20 protein-coding genes are annotated in these 21,794 nt (G+C 68.8%); 16 read left to right on the top strand and 4 right to left on the bottom strand.

Annotated features, from left to right (window positions below; genetic code table 11):
- Positions 1 to 31 precede the first annotated feature (31 nt).
- The 10 genes from RB628_RS28285 to RB628_RS28330 all read left to right on the top strand — a co-directional run bounded on the left by RB628_RS28285 (position 32) and on the right by RB628_RS28330 (position 12,932).
- Entirely contained in the window at positions 32 to 838 is an 807-nt protein-coding gene (locus RB628_RS28285) for a thioesterase II family protein (protein ID WP_318323368.1), read from the top strand.
- 293 nt (positions 839 to 1,131) lie between these two features.
- Positions 1,132 to 2,793 (top strand): non-ribosomal peptide synthetase, encoded by a 1,662-nt coding sequence (locus tag RB628_RS28290; protein WP_318323369.1) that lies wholly within the window; start codon positions 1,132 to 1,134, stop codon positions 2,791 to 2,793.
- On the top strand, positions 2,790 to 3,485 hold the full coding sequence (locus RB628_RS28295) for a thioesterase II family protein (protein WP_318323351.1): 696 nt from the start codon (positions 2,790 to 2,792) through the stop codon (positions 3,483 to 3,485). The genes RB628_RS28290 and RB628_RS28295 overlap by 4 nt, the downstream gene beginning before the upstream one ends.
- A complete protein-coding gene (locus RB628_RS28300) occupies positions 3,482 to 4,789 on the top strand; it encodes a condensation domain-containing protein (RefSeq protein WP_318323352.1) in 1,308 nt (435 codons plus the stop codon). The genes RB628_RS28295 and RB628_RS28300 overlap by 4 nt, the downstream gene beginning before the upstream one ends.
- The gene (locus tag RB628_RS28305; RefSeq protein WP_318323353.1) at positions 4,786 to 5,982 is read left to right on the top strand and encodes a cytochrome P450; all 1,197 of its coding nucleotides are present in this window, start codon (positions 4,786 to 4,788) and stop codon (positions 5,980 to 5,982) included. The genes RB628_RS28300 and RB628_RS28305 overlap by 4 nt, the downstream gene beginning before the upstream one ends.
- Positions 5,983 to 6,016: 34 nt before the next feature.
- A complete protein-coding gene (locus tag RB628_RS28310) occupies positions 6,017 to 9,067 on the top strand; it encodes an amino acid adenylation domain-containing protein (protein ID WP_318323354.1) in 3,051 nt (1,016 codons plus the stop codon).
- The gene (locus RB628_RS28315; protein WP_318323355.1) at positions 9,052 to 10,752 is read left to right on the top strand and encodes a non-ribosomal peptide synthetase; all 1,701 of its coding nucleotides are present in this window, start codon (positions 9,052 to 9,054) and stop codon (positions 10,750 to 10,752) included. The genes RB628_RS28310 and RB628_RS28315 overlap by 16 nt, the downstream gene beginning before the upstream one ends.
- A complete protein-coding gene (locus RB628_RS28320) occupies positions 10,752 to 11,498 on the top strand; it encodes a hypothetical protein (RefSeq protein ID WP_318323356.1) in 747 nt (248 codons plus the stop codon). The genes RB628_RS28315 and RB628_RS28320 overlap by 1 nt, the downstream gene beginning before the upstream one ends.
- A complete protein-coding gene (locus RB628_RS28325) occupies positions 11,480 to 12,505 on the top strand; it encodes a phosphopantetheine-binding protein (RefSeq protein ID WP_318323357.1) in 1,026 nt (341 codons plus the stop codon). The genes RB628_RS28320 and RB628_RS28325 overlap by 19 nt, the downstream gene beginning before the upstream one ends.
- A gap of 238 nt (positions 12,506 to 12,743) precedes the next feature.
- Complete coding sequence (locus tag RB628_RS28330) at positions 12,744 to 12,932, top strand: hypothetical protein (protein WP_318323358.1); 189 nt, start codon at positions 12,744 to 12,746, stop codon at positions 12,930 to 12,932.
- 362 nt (positions 12,933 to 13,294) lie between these two features.
- On the opposite strand, the gene RB628_RS28335 is transcribed toward RB628_RS28330, so the two are convergent.
- Positions 13,295 to 14,524, bottom strand: coding sequence for an IS110 family transposase (locus RB628_RS28335; RefSeq protein ID WP_318323370.1), 1,230 nt, complete (start codon positions 14,522 to 14,524; stop codon positions 13,295 to 13,297).
- A 641-nt stretch (positions 14,525 to 15,165) separates the two neighbouring features.
- Between RB628_RS28335 and RB628_RS28340 the strand changes: the two genes are divergently transcribed.
- Entirely contained in the window at positions 15,166 to 16,287 is a 1,122-nt protein-coding gene (locus RB628_RS28340; RefSeq protein WP_318323359.1) for an IS630 family transposase, read from the top strand.
- Positions 16,288 to 16,317: 30 nt separating this feature from the next.
- On the opposite strand, the gene RB628_RS28345 is transcribed toward RB628_RS28340, so the two are convergent.
- The 3 genes from RB628_RS28345 to RB628_RS28355 form a co-directional block, all read right to left on the bottom strand.
- Entirely contained in the window at positions 16,318 to 16,632 is a 315-nt protein-coding gene (locus tag RB628_RS28345) for an Imm51 family immunity protein (RefSeq protein WP_318323360.1), read from the bottom strand.
- Between the two features lie 137 nt (positions 16,633 to 16,769).
- Positions 16,770 to 17,336: an ImmA/IrrE family metallo-endopeptidase gene (locus tag RB628_RS28350; protein ID WP_318323361.1), complete on the bottom strand. Its 567-nt coding sequence runs from the start codon at positions 17,334 to 17,336 to the stop codon at positions 16,770 to 16,772.
- A 2-nt stretch (positions 17,337 to 17,338) separates the two neighbouring features.
- Positions 17,339 to 17,821, bottom strand: coding sequence for a helix-turn-helix transcriptional regulator (locus tag RB628_RS28355; protein WP_318323362.1), 483 nt, complete (start codon positions 17,819 to 17,821; stop codon positions 17,339 to 17,341).
- 239 nt (positions 17,822 to 18,060) lie between these two features.
- Between RB628_RS28355 and RB628_RS28360 the strand changes: the two genes are divergently transcribed.
- From RB628_RS28360 to RB628_RS28380, 5 genes are read left to right on the top strand one after another with little or no spacing between them, the layout of a single operon-like run.
- Positions 18,061 to 18,978: an AAA family ATPase gene (locus RB628_RS28360; protein WP_318323363.1), complete on the top strand. Its 918-nt coding sequence runs from the start codon at positions 18,061 to 18,063 to the stop codon at positions 18,976 to 18,978.
- Positions 18,975 to 19,442, top strand: coding sequence for a hypothetical protein (locus tag RB628_RS28365; RefSeq protein WP_318323364.1), 468 nt, complete (start codon positions 18,975 to 18,977; stop codon positions 19,440 to 19,442). Before RB628_RS28360 ends, RB628_RS28365 begins: the two co-directional genes overlap by 4 nt.
- A complete protein-coding gene (locus RB628_RS28370; RefSeq protein ID WP_318323365.1) occupies positions 19,439 to 19,960 on the top strand; it encodes a hypothetical protein in 522 nt (173 codons plus the stop codon). The genes RB628_RS28365 and RB628_RS28370 overlap by 4 nt, the downstream gene beginning before the upstream one ends.
- The gene (locus tag RB628_RS28375; protein WP_318323366.1) at positions 19,957 to 20,844 is read left to right on the top strand and encodes a CBASS oligonucleotide cyclase; all 888 of its coding nucleotides are present in this window, start codon (positions 19,957 to 19,959) and stop codon (positions 20,842 to 20,844) included. Before RB628_RS28370 ends, RB628_RS28375 begins: the two co-directional genes overlap by 4 nt.
- Positions 20,841 to 21,770 carry an S-4TM family putative pore-forming effector gene (locus tag RB628_RS28380; RefSeq protein WP_318323367.1) on the top strand — a complete coding sequence of 310 codons (930 nt, stop codon included), beginning with the start codon at positions 20,841 to 20,843 and terminating at the stop codon, positions 21,768 to 21,770. Before RB628_RS28375 ends, RB628_RS28380 begins: the two co-directional genes overlap by 4 nt.
- The last annotated feature ends 24 nt before the right edge of the window (positions 21,771 to 21,794 follow it).

The following is a 21,794-nucleotide window of genomic DNA, read 5'->3' on the forward strand; positions in this document are numbered from 1 at the left end:
AGGTAAACGAATGCCTGAAAAAGGGTGGCGGATGCGGTATGCGGATTCACGGATTACTGTAGGGTCCGGCGTTGAACCGGCAGTTCGTTCGCGCGGGGGTGGGGCATGGGTGCGCCCGATACCGGGCCGAACCCGCCCCGCAGGGGCGCGGCTCTTCTGCTTCCCCTATGCGGGCGCCGGCGTCACGGTCTTCCGGGACTGGGGCTTGGGGCTACCCGTGGACGTCGAAGCCTTGGCCATCCAGCTTCCGGGCCGGGAGGACCGTTTCCTGGAGCGCCCTGTCGCTGAACTCGACGAACTCCTTGACATGCTTACTCCCGAAATACTGCCGTTCTTGGACCGACCGTTCGCGTTCTTCGGGCACAGCATGGGAGCCATCATCTGCTGGGAGTTGTCCCGAAGACTTCGACACGCCTACGCGATCGAACCGTTCCGGATCTTTGTGTCGGGTTGCCGTGCCCTGCCGCTCCAAGAATCCCGGACACTGAGAGAGGCTGACCTCACCGATGCCGCGCTGGTCACCGAGTTGACACGGCTCGGCGGAACTCCGCGGGAATTGCTGGAAAACCCGGATTTCGTCTCGTTCGTCCTGCCCGCCTTCCGGACCGATCTGGAACTCTTCACCGGTTACGGCTATCGACCGGGCCGTCCTCTCACTTGCCCGGTATCGGTGTTCGGGGGAAGTGAGGATCCGCGCGTCGACGTGGCACGCCTCAAAGACTGGGCAGATCTCACCACCGGCCCCTGCGATGTCCAGGTCTTTCCCGGCGGGCATTTTTTCCTGACCGCGGAGCGGACAGGAGTGCTGGAGAGCGTGAACCGTGCCTTGGCGGAGTGAGAGCCGATCTGGATGACCGGCTCTTCCTTCGTCCGACGGCCCGTCAGAAGTCGACGCACACACAGCGCTTGCTTCGCGTCATGCCGATGCCTCCTTCCCGCTTCAGGCCAGCACGGGGAGCTGACTCGGGGCGGATCCGAACAACAAGCAATTATTCGTCTGATGGAATCCGAGGGGAAGAGGCAGGTCGCAGAAGCAAGCGAAAGCCCGCTCCGCTCGGTCCCCTATGGCTAGGGAGACACAGATGGGCACAGAAAACCGGCTCTTCCCAGTTCTGATTGGAGGCTCGCGTGGTGACAGTATGGAATGTCGTCCAGGCTCAGGCGCGGCGATCACCTGAGGCAGTGGCCGCGCGCGGTGCGCACACCTACACCTATCGCGAGCTGGTCGGCTTGGTCGGCGAGCTGAGCGGACGCATAGCGGCGACAGTCCCGGCCGGTTCGCTGGTGGCGCTCGAGGCGGACAGCCGGCTGAGCGGAGCCGTCGGCATCCTGGCCGTCGCTGCTGCGGGCGGCGCCGTCTTGCCGCTCCATGGGGAGAGCCCGGCAGCTCACCGGGCCCGCGTCCTGGCCGACGCCCGCCCGGCGCTGCTGCTGCGTGAGACGGCCGAGGCCGAGTTCGCGCTGGTGGAGAGCAGCCTCCCGTCCTCGCCGAGGTCGCCGAGCCTGGGCGAGACCGCCTACCTGCTGTACACCTCCGGCTCGACCGGGCAGCCCAAGGGGGTGATGGTCCCGCACGACGCCCTGGTCGAAAGGTTGACCGGGCTGGCCAAGGTGCCAGGGCTTGCCGCCGGTGAGACGGTCCTCGCGATGACGGCGCTCTCCTTCGACATCTCGCTCGCGGAACTCCTGCTGCCGCTGACCGTGGGCGCCTCCTTCGTGGCTGTCCCCGACGAGACCCGGGTGGACCCGTTCGCCTTCGCCGAGCTGGTGGCCGAGACCGCACCGGACGTCATCCAGGCCACCCCCAGCTTCTGGCGCATGCTGACGGCCGGCGAGTGGGTAGGGGCACCGGGCAGTCGGCTCTGGTGCGGCGGAGAGCCGCTCACACCCAGCCTGGCCCGGCAGTTGTTGCCGAGCGGCAAGGAACTGTGGAACCTGTACGGCCCCACCGAGGCCACCATTTGGGCGACGGCAGCGCTGATCGACTCGCCTGATCAGATCTCACTCGGTCAGCCCTTGGCCGGTGTGGGCACTCACCTTGCGGAAGGCAGCGAGGGTGAACTCCTCCTGTACGGGTCGGGGTTGGCACTGGGTTACCTGGACCAGGAGCAGCTGACGGCCGAGCGGTTCCCGCACGCAGACACCCCCCATGGCCGGCAGCGCGTCTACCGCACCGGCGACCGAATCCGGCTGCGGCCGGACGGATCGCTGGAGTTCCTCGGCCGTATGGACAGCCAGATCAAGCTGCGCGGGCACCGGATCGAGCTGGGCGAGGTCGAGGCCATCCTGGAGGAGCACCCGGCAGTCTCCCAGGCCGCCGTCCTCCTGCACGGCGCTGACCAGCCGGAACGTGCCGCGCTCGTGGCCTTCCTGGTGCAGCGGTCGGAGGCAGACGTCCAGAGCTGGCTAAAGGAGCGACTGCCGCCGAGCCACTGCCCGGCCCGGATCATCACTCTGCCCGCGCTGCCGCGCACCGCCGCCGGAAAGGTGGACCGGGTGGCGTTGGCAGCCAACCTCGCCCCCGGCGAGGAGGCGTCGGCTCCCGAGGCGATGCTCTCACGCGAGGATGTCCGCGCCGTCGTGGCCGAGGCCTGGCGGCAGACCCTGGCTGTGGATGCAGTGGCCGACGACGCGAACTTCTTTGACGTGGGCGGCAATTCGGTACTTCTGGCCGCCCTGCAGAAGCGGCTCTCGGTCGACCTCGGGGTTCGGGTCCCGATGCGGGAGATCTTCAAGAATCCGACCACCGCCGGGCTGGTTGACAGCATCCTCCGTACGAAGGTGCCGAGTTGAACCTTTACTGCATTCCCTATGCTGGGTGTTCGGCGCGCGTCTACGACTCGTGGCAGCAGCACCTCCCCGCTGGTGTCACCGTGGTCCCGATGGAGCTTCCTGGTCGTGGCTCGCGCTGTGTGGAGGAGCCGATCGATGAGCTGTCGGCGCTCCTGGCGGACCTGTACCTGCAGGTGGACTGGGATTCCCCGTACGCCCTGTTCGGCCACAGCTATGGCGCGGTGGTCGCCTTCGAGCTGGCCAGGCTGATCCGTGCCAAAGGCGAGCCCGAGCCGGTCACACTGATGCTCTCGGCCTGCCGGGCTCCCGAGCTACTGGGCGCCGACGCGGCCACCCACCTGCTGTCGGACGCAGAATTCGCCGATCGGCTAGGTGAGTTGGGGGGCACGCCACAGGAACTGCTGGACAACGAAGAGCTGATGGAGATCTACCTCCCGGTGATCCGGGCGGACTATCGCATCCTCGGCGAGTACGGCACCGGCGGCCCCGGCACGGTCGGCTGCCCGGTGGTGGCGTTCTACGGAGACGCGGACGACGACGCCGACCTGGCCTCCGTCCAGGGCTGGGAGAAGCGCACGGACGCCTACTTCGACGTCGAGTTGATCCACGGGGACCACTTCTTCCTGCACGCGGCCGAGAGTGAACTCGTGGCCGCAGTCGGGGCGATCTGCACGAAGGGTGAGTTGAGTTGAGCCAGACCACCGCACCGGTGACTTTCGGTCAACTGTCGGTCATCCGCGACCTCGAACTGTCGGCGCCCGACGAGCAGAGCGACGGGAACCTCACCTCGGTCTACGAGTTGCCGGACGGCACGACGTCGGCCGAGGCCACGGCCGCCTGGGCGGCCCTGGTCGAGCGGCACGAGGCCCTGCGGACGATCTACGACCGCCGCCCGGCCCAGCCGCTCCAGATCGTCCGGCCCTTCGAGGAGTTCCAGCTCGGCACGATCGAGCTGCCCGACGAGAGCCGGGGGGCCGCCGAAGCGCTCGCGGCGGAGATGGCCGAGCGGGAGATCCTGGTCGAGAGCGAGCACTCCTGGCGCGCCGTCGTCGCGGTCCGCGCGGGGGCTCCGCGCTACTTGGTCGGCGTCCTGCATCACCTCGCGGTCGACGCCGCCGCCTGCGTGCTGCTGGAGGAACAGTTCCACACCCTGCTGGCTGGTGGGCCGCTTCCGTCGGGGCCGGTGCCGCAGCCCGTCCAACTCGCCCTGGCCCAGGGTGCGGAGGAGGGGCAGCGACGCCGGACGATCGAGTACTGGCTCAAAGCCTGGGACAGCTTCGTGGAGGAGGATCGGCAGGCCGGGGACACCAGCCACCGGGTCAAGGCGGGCCTCTACTCGACCGTGGCGATGACGGCCGCCGTCCGGCTTGCCGAGCGGCTCGGCATCTCGGTCCAGTCCGTCGTCCTCGGCGCCTCGGCCATCAGCCTGTTCCAGCTGAAGGGCCGCGGCCGGGTGACGCTAGGCCTGATGGCGGGCAACCGGCACGACCGGCGCTGGGGCTCCCTGGTCAGCAGCATGAACCAGCTCGCCCCGATGACCATCGAGGCCGACCGCGTGACCCGCCCGGACAGCCTCCTGCGCGCGGTCTACCTCGGCGGCCTCGAACGCCTCCTGCACGGCAGCTACAGCATGGACGAGCTGCGCGAGCGCCTGACCACCAACGGCCACCCCAACCCCAACCCCGTGCTGTTCGGCTGCTACTTCAACTTCCTCGGCGAGATCGCCGAGACCCCGGAGCCCGGCGCAACAAGCCTCGACGGCATCGAGTGGACGGCGAACGCCTGGCAGGGCAGCCCGAGCTTCAACCTCCGCGCCGCGACCGGGGAGGGCCTCCACCTCTCCCTGACCACCAGCCGGGACTACCTCAACCCTGAGCGCACCGGGCTCTACCTGGCCACGGTCGAGGCCGTCCTGGTCAGCCTTGCCGACGAGTCGCCGAGCAGCCTGGACGAGGTCAGCTATACCCCGTTGCGGAAGGTGAACCAGCCGATATGACCAACCGTCAGCCGGCGCGGTGCCCCTACCGCGACGAGAACCGCCAGGCGGCCGACCCCTGCACGGACTACCTGCCACTGCGGGGCGCGGAGCCGATCCGATGGGACGAGGACCTTGAGGTCTGGATCGTCTCCGGCTTCCGCGAGATGACGACTCTGCTGCGCCACCCCGCTCTGTCCGCGGCCTGGCCACAGCGAGGCGGCACGACCTTGCACCATGCGGCCGACGACGAGGGCCGCGCCTCGGAGGTGGTGCGCCGCTGGTTCATGTTCAACGACGACCCCGGACATGCCGCCGCCCGCCGGCTCGTCGCTCCGCTCTTCACCGCGGACCGGCTCGCCGAGCTGCGGCCCTTCGTGGAGAAGCTGGTCGACGAACTCCTGGACGCCAAGCCGGACGGCCTGGACGTGATGGCGGACCTCGCCGTCCCGCTCTCCAGTAGGGTCATCTGCCAACTTCTGGGCCTGCCCGAGACGGTGGCCCCCCGTCTGCACGACTGGGCGCCGGACATCGCGGCGCTGCTGATCGCGGACTACCTTCCGGAGGTCCGGGCCAGGGGCCACCGCGCGCTGGGGGAGATCGTCGAGGTCGTGGAGGAGACCCTGCGGTCGGAGGTGCCGACGGGATCGGGCCTGTGGCTGTTGCGCAGCGCCCGCCTCGACGGCGCCATCGAGGCCGCCGACATCTGGGCCACGGCCAGCCTGCTGATCTACGCCGGATTCGAGACGACCTCCACCTTCATCGGGAAGGCCGTCCGCTCGGCGCTGCACGCCGGGGCCTGGCTGGGCGTCCAGCACGGCGAACCAGCCACCGTGGTGGACGAGTTGCTCCGTTTCGACACGTCCGTCCAGCAGGTGGCGCGGGTTGCCACCGCCCCAGTGGAGGTGGCCGGGCACCGGATCGCGGCGGGTGATCTGGTGCTTCTGATGCTCGGCGTGGCCAACCGCGACCCGGACGTCTTCACCGACCCCGACCTGCTCGACTACGACCGGGAGATCAGGCGGCATCTGACCTTCGGCTACGGCGCGCACTACTGCCTGGGTGCAGCGCTGGCCAGGCTGGAGACCGAGGTCGCCCTGGAGGGCCTAGGCAGCCGCTGGACCGGAGTCGTCCTCAGCGAGCCGCCGGTGACCAGGCAGCACTACGGAATCACCGTCCTGGAGCACCTCGCCCTGCGTGGCGCGGCCTCCTGACGTACCTGGATCGCAGCCAGAATTGAGAGTTGGGATGACGCAAGTTACGCCCGAGGTACCGGAGTTCACCCACGGCCGGCTGATCCACGAGTCGGTGGCCTGGCACGCCCAGCACCACCCCGAGCGGATCGCGGTGCGCCACGGTGACGTCCAGGTGACCTACCGGGAGCTGCACCTGGCCAGTGACGACCACGCCGCCGATCTCCACGCGGCGGGCGTCGGCTCAGGTTCGCGCATCCCGGTGCTGATGTCGCGTACGCCTCGGTTTGTCGCCGTCATCCTCGGCATCCTCAAGTGCGGGGCCGCGTACGCTGCGCTCGACCCGAGCTGGCCCGAGAACCGACTGCACTCGATCATCGAGCAGCTGGAACCCCCGGTGCTGGCGGCGGAAGCCCCCCTCAACCTCGGGGTGCCGCACTGGCCCGGCGCGCACTCCTCGATCGGCGACGCGGTACGGCGCGGGCGTCGGGCCCCCGGCGTCGTCTGCGACAGCGACGCGGCGGCAGCCGTCTTCTTCACCTCCGGCAGCACCGGTACGCCGAAGGGTGTGGTCTCCCCGCACCGGGCGGCGGTCCGGCTCTTCCAGCCCGACTCCTTCGCCGACCTCGGTGCTGGACACACCATGGCGGGGGTGAACTCCCTGTACTGGGACGTCATGACCCTGGAGGTCGTGGGACCGCTGGTCAGCGGTGGGACGGTGGCGCTGATGACGGACGAGTACCTGTTGCCCGCCGGCCTGGCTGCGCTGGTGCGGGAGCAGGGGGTCGACAGCATGTGGCTGACCTCCTCCCTCTTCAACATGTTCGTGGACGAGGACCTTGCCTGCTTCGACGGGCTGCGTCAGCTGCTCATCGGCGGTGAGCGGGTCTCGCAGCACCACATCCGCAAGTTCCTCCGCCGTCACCCGTCCGTCCTGCTGCTCAACGGGTACGGCCCGGCCGAGGCGTGCGTCTTCGCGACCACCCATCCGGTCACCCTCGCCGACACCGACCGACCGGACGGCGTCCCGATCGGCCGGGTCGTCCCCCGGACCGAGGTCCACCTGCTGGACGGGGACACACGCTGCCGCGCGGGGGAGACCGGCGAGATCTGCGTCGCCGGAGCAGGCCTGGCCAACGAGTACCTGGGCAACCCGGCGGAGACCGCCGCCCGCTTCGTCACCGTCGAGCTGGACGGCGTGCCGACCCGGGTCTACCGGACGGGCGATCTGGGCGTTCAGACACCGGACGGTGTCCTGCACTACCGGGGGCGGATCGACCGTCAGGTGAAGATCCGGGGCTACCGGATCGAACCCCTGGAGATCGAGAACGCCTGCCTCGCCCTGCCGTCGGTGGAGCGCGCGGTCGCCGTCCCCGTCCACGACGAGGACGGCGCCCTCTCCCGGATGGCGCTGTTCTACGTCCAGCGCACCGGCATCGAGTCCCTGGCGGAGGAGGAGATCCGGGCGCAGCTCGCCACCGCCCTGCCCGCCCATTGCATGCCCGCCGAGCTGCGGGAGCTGGCGGCGATCCCCCTCACCCCCAACGGCAAGGTCGATACCCAGGTGCTGCTCGCCACCGTCTCCCGGGCTCCTGTTCAGGTGGAGTCGGCGCACGGTAGCCACCGGGACATCGTGGTCGAGGAGTTCACCCGGATACTGGGGCGGGAGGCCGCGCCGGACGTCCCGTTCGCGAGCCTGGGCGGGACCTCGTTGGACGTCCTGCGGCTCTGCACACGCGTGGTTGCCCGTACGGGCCTCCAGATCTCCGCCTCCGCGTTCATGCGCACCCCCACCCTCAACGGCCTGCTGGCCGTCGCCGAGTCGGCCTCCACCCTGCCGGAGTGCCACTCGGCCGTGAACACCGGTCAGCCGGACCGGATCGTGCTGGACGGAATCCAGGCGGGCTTCTGCCTGCTGCACGAGATGGACCCCGACAACCCGACGGCCATCTGCCACGCGGCCTGGACTATCGAGGGGGCACTCGAACTCCCGCTACTGGAAGCAGCGTTGAACGACGTGCACCACCGGCATGAGGGTCTGCGGGCGGCCTACCGCGTCGACGACGACCCGGTCGCGGTGCTGCCCGGACCGCTCGACGGCATCCGGCTGGAGACAGTCACCGCAGCGGACTTCGACACGGCGTTGCGTCGACCACTGCGGATCGAGGACGGCGAGGTCTGGCGCTGTGTGTACGGCGAACCCGGGCTGCTCGGGCTGGCCGTGCACCACGTGTCCTTCGACGGCTGGTCCCAGGGCCTCCTGATCGCCGATCTGAAACACGCGTACCAGGCCCGATCCTGCGGCTTGGCACCGGAGTTCGCGGAGACGGCCCCAGGTCTGCGCCGGCTGGCAGAGGAGGCCGACGCCCTGCGCAGCCCGGACGAGGAGGTGGCGCAGTTGCGGTACTGGACCTCGGCTTTGGCCGGTCTGCCTGATCTCGACTTCCCGCCGCCACTGGACGAGACTGAACGCCCGCTCAGCTTCACCATCGAGGCGGACACCGTTGCGGCTCTCCGGGAGCTGGCCCAGGGCGTCGGCGGCACGGTCTTCCTGCCACTGCTGGCCTGCTACGGCGCCGCGCTGACGCAGGTGCTGGGCCAGCAGGACTTCGGGATCGGAGTCCCGCTGGCCCGGCGCTTCGGCCAGGAGGCGGTCCGGGCGGTCTCCTGCCTGGTGGACACGCTCTGCCTGCGCCTGCCCACGCTGGACGGCTGCGGGACGCCCAAGGAGGCCCTCGACGCTGTCCGTCCGGTAGTGGAGGCAGCCTTCGCCCACCAGGGCATACGGTTCGCCGACGTTGTCCGGGAACTCCGACCGCCCCGGACCGGCCGCAACCCGCTCTACCAGACGCTGTTCGCGTACCAGGGCAACGAGGTCACCCCGCTTGAGCTGCCGGGATGCACGGCCGAGCCGTACCCACTGGCGAGCGAATCAGCGATAAACGAACTGGTCTGCGAGATCTGGCCGTTGCCCTCCGGAGGCCTGCGGGTAGACCTCAGCCACCAGGGGCACAGGGTCGGGCGAGACGTGGTGGAGCGGGTGGCCCGGGTCTACCAGGCAGTGCTGGTCGGGAATAGGAGGGAACTTTCATGCAGGACACTTTGAACGAGCAGGCTGTGGTTCGTCTGCTCCAGGGGATCGTCGACTCGCATCCGGACACGACTGCGGTCGAGTGCGGCGTGGAAAGACTGACGTACCGGCAACTCTGGGACGCCGCCGAAGTGGTGGCGGATCAGCTTCGGGGCATCGAGGGCTTCCAGAGCGCCTGCCTGGTCGGCCTGCGCTTCGATCGGGGCATCGCGGGTATCGCAGCGCAGCTGGGCTGCTGGCTCGCAGGTGCCGCGTACCTGCCGCTGGACCCAGCCCTGCCGGAGGGCCGGATCGCATCGATCCTGCGGGACGCTCAGCCTTTCGCCGTGCTTGAGAGGGCATCCCGGCAGGGCTCTGCGAAGGTGCGGTGTTACGCGCGCAGTTCTCCACGCCTTTCGACAGTGCGACCGGCTGCCTACGTGATCTATACGTCGGGTTCCACGGGGGCACCCAAGGGTGTCGAGGTCGGGCATGCCAGCCTGGCGAACCTGGTGGAGTGGCACGGCGCCGCGTACGGCATTCGGCCGGCTGTACGGGTCGGGGCGCTCGCCGGGCTGGGCTTCGACGCGACGGTGTGGGAGACCTGGGCCGCGCTCGCGGGGGGCGCGACGCTGGTGCTGCCGACCGAGCGGGTCCTGGTCGACAGTGCGGCGATCGCCGAGTTCATCGAGGGTAGTGCCATCACGCACTGCTTCCTGAGCACTCCGCTCGCCGAGCAGCTGTTCACCTACCCGAGCCCGCCCGCGAGCCTGGCGGTCCTGCTGACTGGGGGTGATCGCCTGCGGGTGTACCCGCCGGAGGCCTTCCCGGCCGCCGTGTTCAACCACTATGGCCCGACCGAGGCCACCGTGGTGACCACCGCCAGCGGCGACCTGCGCATCCACCGCGCCGAGGCCGCTCCGGTGATCGGCCGCCCGATCACCGGCGGGCAGGCCAGGTTGGTGGACGTCGACGGCGCCGTGGTCACCGAACCGGGCGTCCCCGGTGAACTGCTCATCGGGGGCAGCATCCTGGCCTTGGGCTATCGGAACGACCCGGAGCTGACCGCCCGCAGGTTCCTCCCCGGCGATGGCGACGGTCGCTGGTACGCCTCCGGTGACATCTGCCGCTGGACGCCGGCTGGAGAGCTGGAGTTCGTGGAACGCCGCGACGCCCAAGTGAGCATCCGGGGTCACCGGGTGGAGCTGGCCGAGGTTGAGCAGGAGATCCTCGCTGTGCCAGGTGTCGACCTGACGGCCGTCGTCCACGTGCCCGACCCCGACGGCGGCTCACTACGCGCTTTCTATTGCGGCACCGCCGAGGCGCGGACGATCCGCTCGGCGCTGACCGAACGGCTGCCGACGTACATGCTCCCGGCCGCGTTGCACCGGCTCGACGCGATGCCGCTCACCCCGAACGGCAAGATCGACCGAACTTCCCTGCTGGCTAGTCGAGTTGAGTCAACGCTGGCGGCCGAAAGCGCTGAGCCCCGCACCACCGAAGAGCGGATCGCGGAGATCTGGTCGGAGCTGACCGGAAACCTGCCCGGCCCCCGTGACAGCTTCTTCGAGACGGGCGGTCACTCGCTGATCGCCGCCCGGGCGGTCTCCCGGACGCGGGAGCAGTTCGGGATCAAGATCGGGCTGCAGACCATCTTCAGCCACCCCGTCCTCGCGGACTTCTCCGCCAAGGTCGACGAAGCCGTAAGGAGAGCACATTGATGGTGACCGAGCAGATTGAACAGACCCAACGTCCCATCGTGGTCATCGAGTTCGGCAACGAGATACCGCCCAGGTCGTACGACGACATTCTCCCCGACGAGTCGGCCCACAGACGCCTTAGGGTCGACCCGCTGCGCTACCCGAACCTGGCCGACCATGTCCCCAGCACGGCCGAGCAAGCCGCCTACTGGACAGACCGGATCACCGCTGCCGGGCCGCCGCCGGTCGCCGTGCTCGCCCACTGTTCAGCCGTCGGCCTGGCCTCGGCGCTGGTGCGGGCCCTGCCGACGCCGGGCATCCCACTCGTCCTCTTCGACCCCGCCGTCCCGGGGCCCGGGACGGCGCAGGAACTGCTGGCGGAAATCGCCCTGACCATGGACGAGTCGGTCGAGGTGCCCGACATCACCGGGCTTCCGGCGGGGGCCGCACTGGAGCAGGCCAGCGCCTTCCTGCTATCGGTGGTGACGGGGGCCTCCCCCGAACTCGACGAGGAGATCCTGGTCGAACTCACCGAGGGGCAGCGGGCCTGGCTGAGCTTCACCTTCGCCGCCGCTGCACCGCTGGAGTCACCGCTGGACCCGGCCCACGTCCTGCTGAGCGTGGACTTCCGCTGGGCGGGCCCCGGGGAGGTCCACCGGACCGACCTGGCTCCGGCCGAGCTGTTCTGCTCGCCCACGGTGAAGTCGATGCTCGCCGAATTTCTGACCACCGTGGAGAAGGAAGCCTCGTGCTGCCTGAATTTGTAGAACGTGACGCGATCGACGCCGTGGTGGCGGCCCAGTGGTCGCGCATCCTCGGCAGCCCTCCGGCCGCCCTGGACGCGGACTTCTTCGCCTTGGGTGGCACCTCCCTGAAAGCCGCCCGGCTGGCCACCGCCCTGCGGGGTGCCTCCAACGTCAAGGTCCCGCTGCAACGGATCTTTGAGCTGAGGACCTTCCAGGGCATCAGCTCCTGGCTCCGGGGCGACGCCCCCGCTGTCAACGGACGGTTCGTCACCCTGAACGCGACCGGCACCGGAACACCGCTGCTGCTTGTCCCGGCCGCCAGCGGCGGCGTGGTCGGCCTGCACCGCTTTGGCGGCGACCCGGTCGACCGGCCCGTCCACGGCCTCCAGGCCCTGGGCCTGAGCCCGCAGGACGGGCCCCCGAGCAGCTCACTGATTGAGGTGGTGGCGGACTTCGTCGAGGTGCTGGAGGCCTCGGAGGCGCCCCGTCGCCTCCACCTCGCGGGCTACTGCGTGGGCGGCATCCTCGCCTACGAGCTCGCCCAAGCGCTGCACGACCGGGGCTGGGAGATCAGCTCGCTGCTGCTGCTCAACACCTCCCTCTACTGCCCGCCGCTCACCGTCGAGGAGGGCATGCGGGAGAAGCTGGAGCAGCTCGTCGCCGAGGCGAGCCTCGCGGCCGAGACCGCCGGGCGTGGAGTCGAGGCCGTCTTCCAGGAACTGGCGACGGGCGAGGACCATGCCGAGTTCGACGCCCGAGTGCGAGTCTTCGGCTCGGTCGGCGCCGCGATCTCCGGGTACGTTCCGGAGCCCGTGGATTTCCCGGTCCGGCTCTTCTCCACCGATGACCGGGACGACCCGGCAGACATCGCCCGCACCGCCCACCCGGTGACCGACTGGCCGGACCTCGGCCTGCCGGACTACCAGCAGTACGCGGTGCCTGTCGACCACTTCGAAATGATCAACCATGCGCCCACCCTGGCGACTGTGGAGGCCGTGATGGCGGAGATCGACAGCAACCGGTGGTGATCGGGGATCTCCTGCCGCCCGGTGTCCAGAGCGAGGAGGCGTACGGTGACCTGCCGGACGCCACACTCCTCGCCCAGGGGACCGAAGTGGTGGCCCGGTCCCCGGCCGCCAGGTGCCGCGAGTTCGAGACGGTCAGGCATTGTGCTCTGTTGCGCGCACGCCTCTCCCAAGTCACCACCCTCGCTGACCTCGTCACCAGTTTCGGACGACCCTCATCTATGCCCTCGATCATCAGGCATTGACTCTGGACGAGGTCGTCCGTCTGCTGGCGCCCGAGGAGGCGGACAGGCTCTGCCCCACCATTCTGTTCACCGTGGTCACCACCCCGCCACCGGCCCTCGAACTGAGTGGAGTCTCCACCACCATCCGGAGTCTGCCCATCGGCGGAGTCGCCCACAGCGAGCTGTACGTCGTCCTCGTGCCCTAGGACGGGAGCATCGCCGTGACGTTCGAGTACTCCACAGACCTTTTCGGCGCCGCGACAATCGCACGCTGGGGCCAAGAGTTCACGCAGCTACTGGCCACTGCCACCGACCAGCGCCGATACCGACCCTGCTGGAGGGGCACTGACCCTGCTGCCACGTGAACCTGAAGCGGCTGGGCGTAGCCGTTGCAGGCGCGGGTTTTGAGGATGATTCCGGGCTTAGCGTTGGGCTCGATCGTCTCGCATCCGACTGCCCGGTGCTTGGCCTTCGTCCCGGATTACCGCGTGGCCCCGCGAGCATTTGCGTTCCTCTGGCCCATGTCGCTAGTGCTCTGTCCGCATAGACACCTCAGGCGCTCAACGCGTCAAGCTGCGGCGGCGAGTTCGACGGGGAAGGCGGTGTGTTCGTCGAACAGCTTGCGGTGCTGAAGGCAGTGGTAGAGCTGGCCGAGCATGCGGTTGAAGAGGTTCCTCTGGGCGGCTGCGTGCCAGTCTCCGTGGCCGTCGCGGCGCCTGCGGTAGTGGGTCTTGGCGCCTGGTGAGGCAGTGATGGCGCTGAAGGCCCAGAGGTAGCCGGCGTGGTTGAGGCGATCGTTCTTGACCCACCGGCGAGTGATGTTCGACTTCTTGCCAGAGGCCCTGGTGATGGGTGAGGCGCCGGCGTATGCCTTCAGGCCGCGGGCGTCGGCGAAGCGGTTGCGGTCGTCTCCGATCTCGGCGAGCACCCGGGCACCGAGCTGGATGCCGAGTCCAGGGAAGCTGAGGATGATCTCAGCGTCCGGGTGCTGGGGGAAAGCTTCCTCCACCGCCTCGGCCAGATTGTCGGCCGCGGTGCAGGCGGCCTCCAGCTGGACCAGGAGCGCGAGCATCTGTTTGCCGAGCGCGTCCTCGACCAGCGGTGGCTGGTGGGCCCAGTCGGCGCGGAAGACGTCCCGGAGCCGTTCGGCCTCGGCTTCGATGCCGCGTTGGCGGCCGGCGCGCTTGAGTGCGGCCTGAAGCTGCGTGCGTGTCAGCCGCGAGGCCCGTGCCGGTGTCGGTGCCGCCTTGAGGAGTTCGTGCGCTTCCCGGCGGCACAGACCGTTCTTCCAGGGCTCGAAGGCGGCCAGGGCGGACGGATAGTACTCGCGCAACAGGGAGCGGAGCTGGTTGGAGATCTGCTGCCGGTTCCACGTGGCGTCCTGCTGAGCTCTGGCAAGGACGGCGAGGGCGCAGGCCAGGTCGCTGTCCTGCGGCAGCGGCCGGTGGGCGTGCATGTCGGTGCGCAGGATGTTGGCCAGGACCAGAGCGTCCCCGGGGTCGGACTTCTTGCGCGAGACGCTGTGCCGGTCGCGATAGCGGGCGGCGGCCATCGGGTTGATGGCGAAGACTTGCCGCTCGCCCGTCCGTAGCACTGCGACGAGCAGGCCGCGGGAGGTCTCGATCGCGACCGGGATCGGGTTCTCCTCGGTGTCGCCGTATTCGGCGAGTAGGTCCAGCAGGATCTTGTAGCCGGCCGCGTCGTCGGTGATGTGCCGTTTGGCCAGTAACTGGCCGCTGTCGTCGACCAGGGCGACGTCGTGCGTGCGTTCGGCCCAGTCGATGCCGCAGTAGATCAAGTCTTTCCCCTCCGTCGTACTGTTCCTGCTGCTCACGAGCTCATGCGGGCCACGCAGCGACCTAATCCCAGGACTCAGCCCCTCTGGCCGGTCCGCCACCTCAGTAGCTGTTCGCGGCACCAGCTCGTCCCACGGGCCTCGGTCTCTGCGGGAGCTCGGACGGCTCGGGCTTCACAAGAGGTCACCGTGGAGCGGGCTCGCACCACCAACACCAACGAGTGGTCTATCGGAAGGTGTTGACGCCCGGCGGCGCTGGACGGCGCCGATCTTTCGGTAGGCCTCGCGTGCCAGGAGGGACGTCAAACGTCCGTCCAGCACCAGCGGGCGCCAACACCGGCTGGACGGTGACAGGTGCACGGGCGCCGGCGCCGCCGATCTATCCTTGGGCATCGAGGCCAGGGAACCAATAGGCGTCCGTCCGACGCCCACGCAGCTGCCACCACCATGAGTACGAGAACCGCGCGCCGCTCTATGCGGAGGTCTCAGCAGACCCGGTTCGCCGCAGGCATAGCAGCCCTCTACTCGAGCATCCCCAGAAGCTTCCGCTCCATCGGGACGCCCTTAACTACGGATTAGGTTCGCCGGGTCGGTGGTTGTGGCGGTTGGATGTGGGGTGACGCGATCCGACTGCTGGAGGTGCGGTGGCCGAGCCTGTCCGTGTGCGCAGACTGACCGACCAGGAGGGGCAGAAGCTGCAGCAGATCGTGCGTCGGGGCAGCACCAGTTCGGTGCGTTACCGGCGCGCGATGATGCTGCTGGCCTCGGCCGGCGGGAACCGGGTGCCGGTGATCGCCCAGCTGGTGCAGGCCGACGAGGACACCGTCCGCGATGTGATCCACCGGTTCAACGAGATCGGCCTGGCATGTCTGGACCCTCGGTGGGCGGGAGGCCGTCCCCGCCAACTCAGCTCTGAGGACGAGGACTTCGTCATCCAGACGGCCACCACCCGCCCCGCCAAACTCGGCCAGCCCTTCACCCGCTGGTCGCTACGCAAACTCGTCGCCTATCTGCGCAAAGTCCACGGCCGGATCATCCGCATCGGCCGCGAAGCGTTACGTGGCCTGCTCGCCCGCCGCGGCGTCACCTTCCAGCGCACCAAGACATGGAAGGAATCCCCCGACCCCGACCGCGAGACGAAGCTGGACCGGATCGAGGAGGTCCTTCACCGCTTCCCGGACCGGGTGTTCGCCTTCGATGAGTTCGGCCCGCTCGGAATCCGGCCCACCGCAGGCTCGGGCTGGGCCCGACGAAAGCACCCCGACCGGGTGCCGGCCACCTACCACCGCACTCACGGGGTGCGCTACTTCCACGGCTGCTACTCGGTCGGCGACGACCGCCTGTGGGGCGTCAACCACCGCAAGAAGGGCGCCGCGAACACGCTGGCCGCGCTGAAGTCGATCCGCGTCAACCGGCCCGACGGCGCCCCCATCTACGTCATCCTGGACAACCTGTCCGCCCACAAAGGCGCCGACATCCGCCGCTGGGCGAAGAAACACAAGGTCGAGCTGTGCTTCACCCCGACCTACGCCTCGTGGGCGAACCCGATCGAGGCGCACTTCGGACCGCTGAGGCAGTTCACCATCGCCAACTCCCATCACCCCAACCACCCCGTGCAGACCCGGGCCCTGCACGCATACCTGCGCTGGCGCAACGCCAACACCCGCCACCGAGACGTCCTGGCCGCCGAACGCAAAGAACGCGCCCGCATCCGCAGCGAGAAAGGCATCCGCTGGGGCGGACGCCCCCTCGCCACCGCGGCCTGAACAACCCTGCGAAGCCATGCGGTCACAGCATTAGTCGTCGAATTCGAAGCCCGCAGTCTCCGCACGGGCAATGATGTCGCGGACCACCTCGGGGTTTGTGATGACGGACTCGACCGTTTGGAGTCGCGCAAGGTCGCTCGAACTCCCGACCGCACAGAACATGCCGGCCTCGCTGTCGAAATCAAGGCGCTCGGCAATATCTGGCCAGGCAAACAGCACGAGACCCTCCCAGAAGTACCCGTTCGGCTCGTGCCCGGCGGCAACTACTGCGTCATCGGCGGCCAGGCCACCGGCATCCAGCGTCAGCGAGTGCTCGCCGTCGAAGTCATGCAGGTTGATGGTCACGGCGCGATGCTCTCACGCACAGTGCACACGCCGCCCGATCCCTCGAACCGCTTGTCCGGTACCCCTCCACTCCCGACCCGGCGAACCTATGCGGTCAGAGCACTAGCTACGCCGCTGAAGATCTGGTCAGGAGTGTTTTAACTCCCGGGGGTGCCCCGACTGCGGCGTGCTTGGAGCAGGACGCCGCTGGTGTTGAGGCGGAAGCGGGCCATGGGCACGCTGACCCCGGCCTCGGCCGCGAGGGTCTGGGCGTCGGCTCCCCCGTACGCGTGGCGGAGGAGAAGCTGACGGGGCAGTAGGAGACAGCCGGCCAGCCAGTTGGCTTCCTCCTCCTGTCCGGGGTCGCACGTGAAGAACGCGTGCCCGCCGATCTGCTGCAGTTCACGTACCTCGTGGCCGAGCAGGACGTGGGCCAGCTCATGGGCGATGTCGCTCTTCGTGCGCGCGGGCTCGTTGCACGGGTTGTAGACGGCGACGGTACGGCCGCCCGGCAGATGGAACGTGGCGGCGGAAAACGCGCCGGGCTGCACGCTTTCGAGCTCTCGTAGGCTGTCCATGCCGACCAGCTCCTGCGCGTCGATCACCTCGACGCGCAGATGCGCGGCGAGCTGGCGGATGTCCGGTGGGGCGTCGGAGCGCAGACCGAGCTGTGCGCGTACGCGGTCCGCGAGCCGTTCCGCTTCCGACTTGAACCCTCGGCGCACCCTTAACCCCTTTCCTGGGTGGAGCCGCCCGTGTCGGAGGCCGTCAGCTTGTTCTGCATGGTGGCGAGAAGGTCGGCGAGCATGCGGCTGGCCTGCGGGGTGAACGTAGACGCCGCGCGCAGGTGCACCTTCACCTCGCTCTCGCGGGCGGCCAGGCTCCCGTAGAGCTCCTTGACCAGCCCGGCGATCTTCTCGGCCGCGGCATCCGTGAGGTTGGGGTCACGCGACAGATGGAATGCGATGACGTCCGGGGTGCTCTCCGTACGGAGCCGCTGGGGCTGGAAGAAACGCTCGGGAGAGAGACCCAGCCAGTCGACGAGCCGGGTGAAGTTGGCGAGGTCCGGCAAGTGGCCCTTCTCCACCCGGGCGAGGGTGTTGAACGGCACGTCGGCCTGCTCCGCCGCCGCCCGCAGGCTCAGTCCCAACTGCGCGCGATGCTGCTGCACAAGCGTCTGAAGCGCCTCGATGTCGATGGGCTCGTCCACTCCCGCCACCTCCTTCCGCCGGGCGTCTTTCAGCGCACCGTAGCGTGGCGACTCTAGGACGATCACCTGTGACTGATCATCCCACCCCTCCGCTATCTGCCCCCGAACTCGGTTGTACCTCCATCGGTACACGTCGTACAGTGTGAGTCAATGCTGGTCTCTCTGGCTGCATTCCGGACCCCCAGCACCGCTGTGCACTTCTGTTCGCCACGCCCTGTGGATCCGGAAAGGACCGCCTGATGAGCGAAACCGCACAACTGCACGCCTTCCCCCGCTCCCTGCCCGATGAGGCGACACAGGGGATCGCGGATGCCCGACTGCTGCCGGACGAGGAGTTCCGGGAAGCCTGGTCGAGCATCGCACTGCCCACTGACATGAAGGAGCGGATGCTCCGCGGCGCGGTGGCCAGCATCCGCCTGCGCCAGGCCGTCCCCTTCGACGCTGTGCCGCTGCACGGCATCACCCTGCTCACGGGCGCCCCGGGGGTCGGCAAGACCACCGTCGCCCGCGGACTCGCAGACAAGATCGCCCGCACTCTCGGCTCACCCACCCCCTGGATGTTCATCGAGGTCGACCCCCACGCTCTGGCCAGCGCCTCCCTGGGCCGCAGCCAGCGCAGCGTGGAGACCCTGTTCGGCACCGTCATCGAGGAGATGGCGATCGCCGGGCCCCTGGTGGTGCTGGTCGACGAGGTCGAGACCCTCCTGACCGACCGCGCGGCCCTGTCCATGGACGCCAACCCCATCGACGTACATCGCGCCGTGGACGCGGCCCTCGTCGGACTCGACCGGCTCGCCCGCCGCCACACCGAGGTCTTCGTCCTCGCCACCAGCAACTTTCCCGACGCGATCGACCCTGCTCTCGCCTCCCGCGCGGACAACGTCATCCGGGTGCCGCTCCCCGACCGCACGGCCCGGCGCTGGATCCTGGAGCACACCGTCACAGCGATCGCCCGCGCATTCCCCGGAGCCCACGCGCTGACCGCGGACGGGGCCCTCGACGCAGCCGCCGAGCGCGGCGAGGGCCTGGACGGCCGGCGTCTGCGCAAGGCGGTCGCCGCCGCGTGCGCCTACCGGCCGGAGACCAAGGGCGACCCCAACGGTGTAACCGTCCAGGACCTCCTGGCCGCCCTCGACCACGCCCGGGAGACGGCATGAGTGTCATCGCACGCCGCATCGCCTCGGTGCCCCACCGCACCTCGTCCCAGACCTGGCAGGCGATCGTCGACCTTCTCGCCCCGGATGCGGGCCCCGCCCGTACCGCCCTGCTCGTGGTTGCCGGACCGGGCTCCGTGACCATCGCCGAGGAGTACACCGGCAGCGCCGCCATCGTGGTCCTGCCTGCAACGGGCCCGCGCATCAGGATCCGCACGGTGCACGGCGGTGACGCCCTCGACGCCGCGCAGAGCGAGACCCCTCTGTCGTCGCGCCCCCTGGACCAGCCCGGCTGGCACCTTTCACTGCCGTGCGCCGAGGACGACCTCGACGAACAGCGCGCGGCCCTTGCCGGACACCCGCAGATCAGCGTCCGCGCCCTCGACGACGACGTACCTGACGACACTCGGGCTCACGCGCGCGCGTCCCGGATCGTCATCAACACCGACGAGTTGGAGCTGTCGTGAGCACTGCCGTCCACGTCAACACCCATGCGCACGCCGTCACCCATGTGTCGACCGGGCTCATCAGAGGCCTCCGGCGGATCGTCAAGGAGAGCGGGCTCGACCCGGCCAAGATGACCAACCAGTGGCCAATTCTGGAGAGCGGGGTCGAGGCCTGGCTCACCTCCCGGCACCTGCGTTCCCTGGTGCTGGAGATCCACGACCCGAGCCGGCGCTACGGTGACGATCTCGTCGGGCGCTTCGACTTCGCCATCGACTACGGCTACTACCCGGACGCCGACGGCGAGTTGTGGCTCGACCCGGACACCGTCTCCTACGCCGTCCGTAAGGCCGGTGCCGTTCCCTCCCGGTGCGACTACCGCATCGTCGCCGACACAGAGCCCGGCCGTCCGGACATCGCCGGATGGTCCACGACCAGCCTGCGGTCCACGGCCGGATTCACCCGCCACGAGGTCGGCACCGCCATCGGCGGCGGCAGCCTGGGCACCGGACTCTCCTACTACGCCCGGACAGGATCATGATGGACGTCAATGAGGCCTTCGAGAAGTTCCGCGGCAACCTGGAGATCACGCCGACGGAGTCCGCCCGGGCCAGCAACCGTCAGCAGCGCATGCGCGAGCAACTCGACGACAGCTCCCTCGACGTCGCCGACACCTTCCTCACCGGCGCCTACCGGCGGGCGACCAAGACCAAGCCGCTGGCGGACGTCGACATCATGGTCGTGCTCAACGACAGGGCCTACCTCGGCAAGCACCCGCACGAGGTCCTCGAAGCCGTACGCGCGATCCTGGCACCGATCTATGGCGAGGACCGGGTGTGCTGCGACCGGCGGGCCGTACGCGTCGACTTCGGCGTGAAACTGGTCGACGACCTCACCGGCGACGTGGTTTCCTTCGACGTCGTGCCCGCCTTCATCGAGGACGATCACTACCTGATCCCCGACGACGTACTCGCCGAGTGGATCCACACCAACCCCAAGATCCATGCGGACCTCGCGACCCAGGCGAACAAGGACTTCTCCGAGCAGTGGAAGCCCCTCGTCAAGATGGTCAAGACGTGGAACCGCGAGCACGGCCACCCCATCGAGGCATCGTTCCTCATCGAGGTCATGGCCCTGGAGCTGATCAAGGGTGACTGGGTCGGGCCCTACCCCAGGGAACTGCGCCAGTTCTTCGCCACCGCCGTCAACGCGGTCACGGAGCGCTGGCCGGACCCGGCCCACCTGGGCCCGGACGTCTCCGACATGTTCGTCGGCCAGCCCGAGAAGCTCCAGGCCGCCCAGACAGCGCTGCGAGCCGCAGAAGCCGCGTGCACAGAGGCGCTCCGACTCGAACGCGCGGGCCGTACCGGCGATGCGCTGGCGACGTGGCAGCTCCTCTTCGGCCCCCTCTTCACCAAGTCATGACCACCGGCCAGCAGCCCCCCGTGCCCCCCGGCACCTCCGGCCGGATCAAGGAACGCCAGGACCAGCCGGAGCACCTCAACAGGCTGCTGGCCTACTCGCACCTGTACCGGGCGGCGATGTGGTGGCGCCGCATCAGAACCTGGGGCAACGTCCTCCTGGCTCTGACCGCGCCCCTCTTCGCGGTCTACTTCGCCGCGAGCGCGGGCACCCGTGGGGCCATCGCCGCTGCATGGCTGGTGCTCGGACGGACCGTGCTCTCCGGCCTGGAGCAGAGTGCCACGTTGCGCGCCGTGAACATCCAGGAGCTGTACGACGCCAAGCTTTTTCACCTGTGCTGGAACCAAGCTCTGGTCGGCCGGCAACCTGTCCCCGACGACGTCTCCTCGGCTGCCCGCCGCATACCCGATTCCGCTCCCTATCTCGCCTGGTACAGCGTCGACCTGGGGGACACCCCCTGGCCCGGCGACGTCTTGTTGTGCCAGCGGCAGAGCGCCGTCTGGAGCCGCCGGGATCACCACGCGTACGGCACCTTCCTGACGATCGTCGGAGGCGCATGGACTCTCGCGGTCATCATCTTCGCGCTCGTACGCGACATGACCCTTCTCGACTTCCTCGTGGCGCTCTTCCTGCCCAGCGCAGCAGCGCTCCTCGACACCATCGAACTCGCCCGTAGCCATTGGCGGCAGTCCACCAAACGCCGTCAGGTCGAAGACGACATCCACGACGTGTGGAACAAGTACCAGGCCAGTCCCGGCGACATCCCCGTCGAAGAGTGCCGACGCCTCCAGGACGCCACCTATCTCCTGCGACGCGACGGCCCGCCCGTGCCCAACTGGTTCTACAAGCTGCGCCGGCCCGAAGCCGCCGCCGTCACGAACGAGGGCACCACGACCTTGTACTACAGCCTCAGGTCTTGTGACTGGTGATCGGTGCTGATCGTTGTCCGGTCA

Source organism: Streptomyces sp. ADMS, from assembly GCF_033441795.1.
Classification (GTDB): Bacteria; Actinomycetota; Actinomycetes; order Streptomycetales; family Streptomycetaceae; genus Streptomyces.

Excerpts from the sequence above, each read along its gene's own strand:
- RB628_RS28285 (WP_318323368.1), top strand. The coding sequence starts at position 32 with ATGCGGTATGCGGATTCACGGATTACTGTAGGGTCCGGCGTTGAACCG.
- RB628_RS28305 (WP_318323353.1), top strand. The coding sequence starts at position 4,786 with ATGACCAACCGTCAGCCGGCGCGGTGCCCCTACCGCGACGAGAACCGC.
- RB628_RS28310 (WP_318323354.1), top strand. The coding sequence starts at position 6,017 with ATGACGCAAGTTACGCCCGAGGTACCGGAGTTCACCCACGGCCGGCTG.
- RB628_RS28315 (WP_318323355.1), top strand. The coding sequence starts at position 9,052 with ATGCAGGACACTTTGAACGAGCAGGCTGTGGTTCGTCTGCTCCAGGGG.
- RB628_RS28320 (WP_318323356.1), top strand. The coding sequence starts at position 10,752 with ATGGTGACCGAGCAGATTGAACAGACCCAACGTCCCATCGTGGTCATC.
- RB628_RS28360 (WP_318323363.1), top strand. The coding sequence starts at position 18,061 with ATGAGCGAAACCGCACAACTGCACGCCTTCCCCCGCTCCCTGCCCGAT.
- RB628_RS28365 (WP_318323364.1), top strand. The coding sequence starts at position 18,975 with ATGAGTGTCATCGCACGCCGCATCGCCTCGGTGCCCCACCGCACCTCG.
- RB628_RS28375 (WP_318323366.1), top strand. The coding sequence starts at position 19,957 with ATGATGGACGTCAATGAGGCCTTCGAGAAGTTCCGCGGCAACCTGGAG.
- RB628_RS28380 (WP_318323367.1), top strand. The coding sequence starts at position 20,841 with ATGACCACCGGCCAGCAGCCCCCCGTGCCCCCCGGCACCTCCGGCCGG.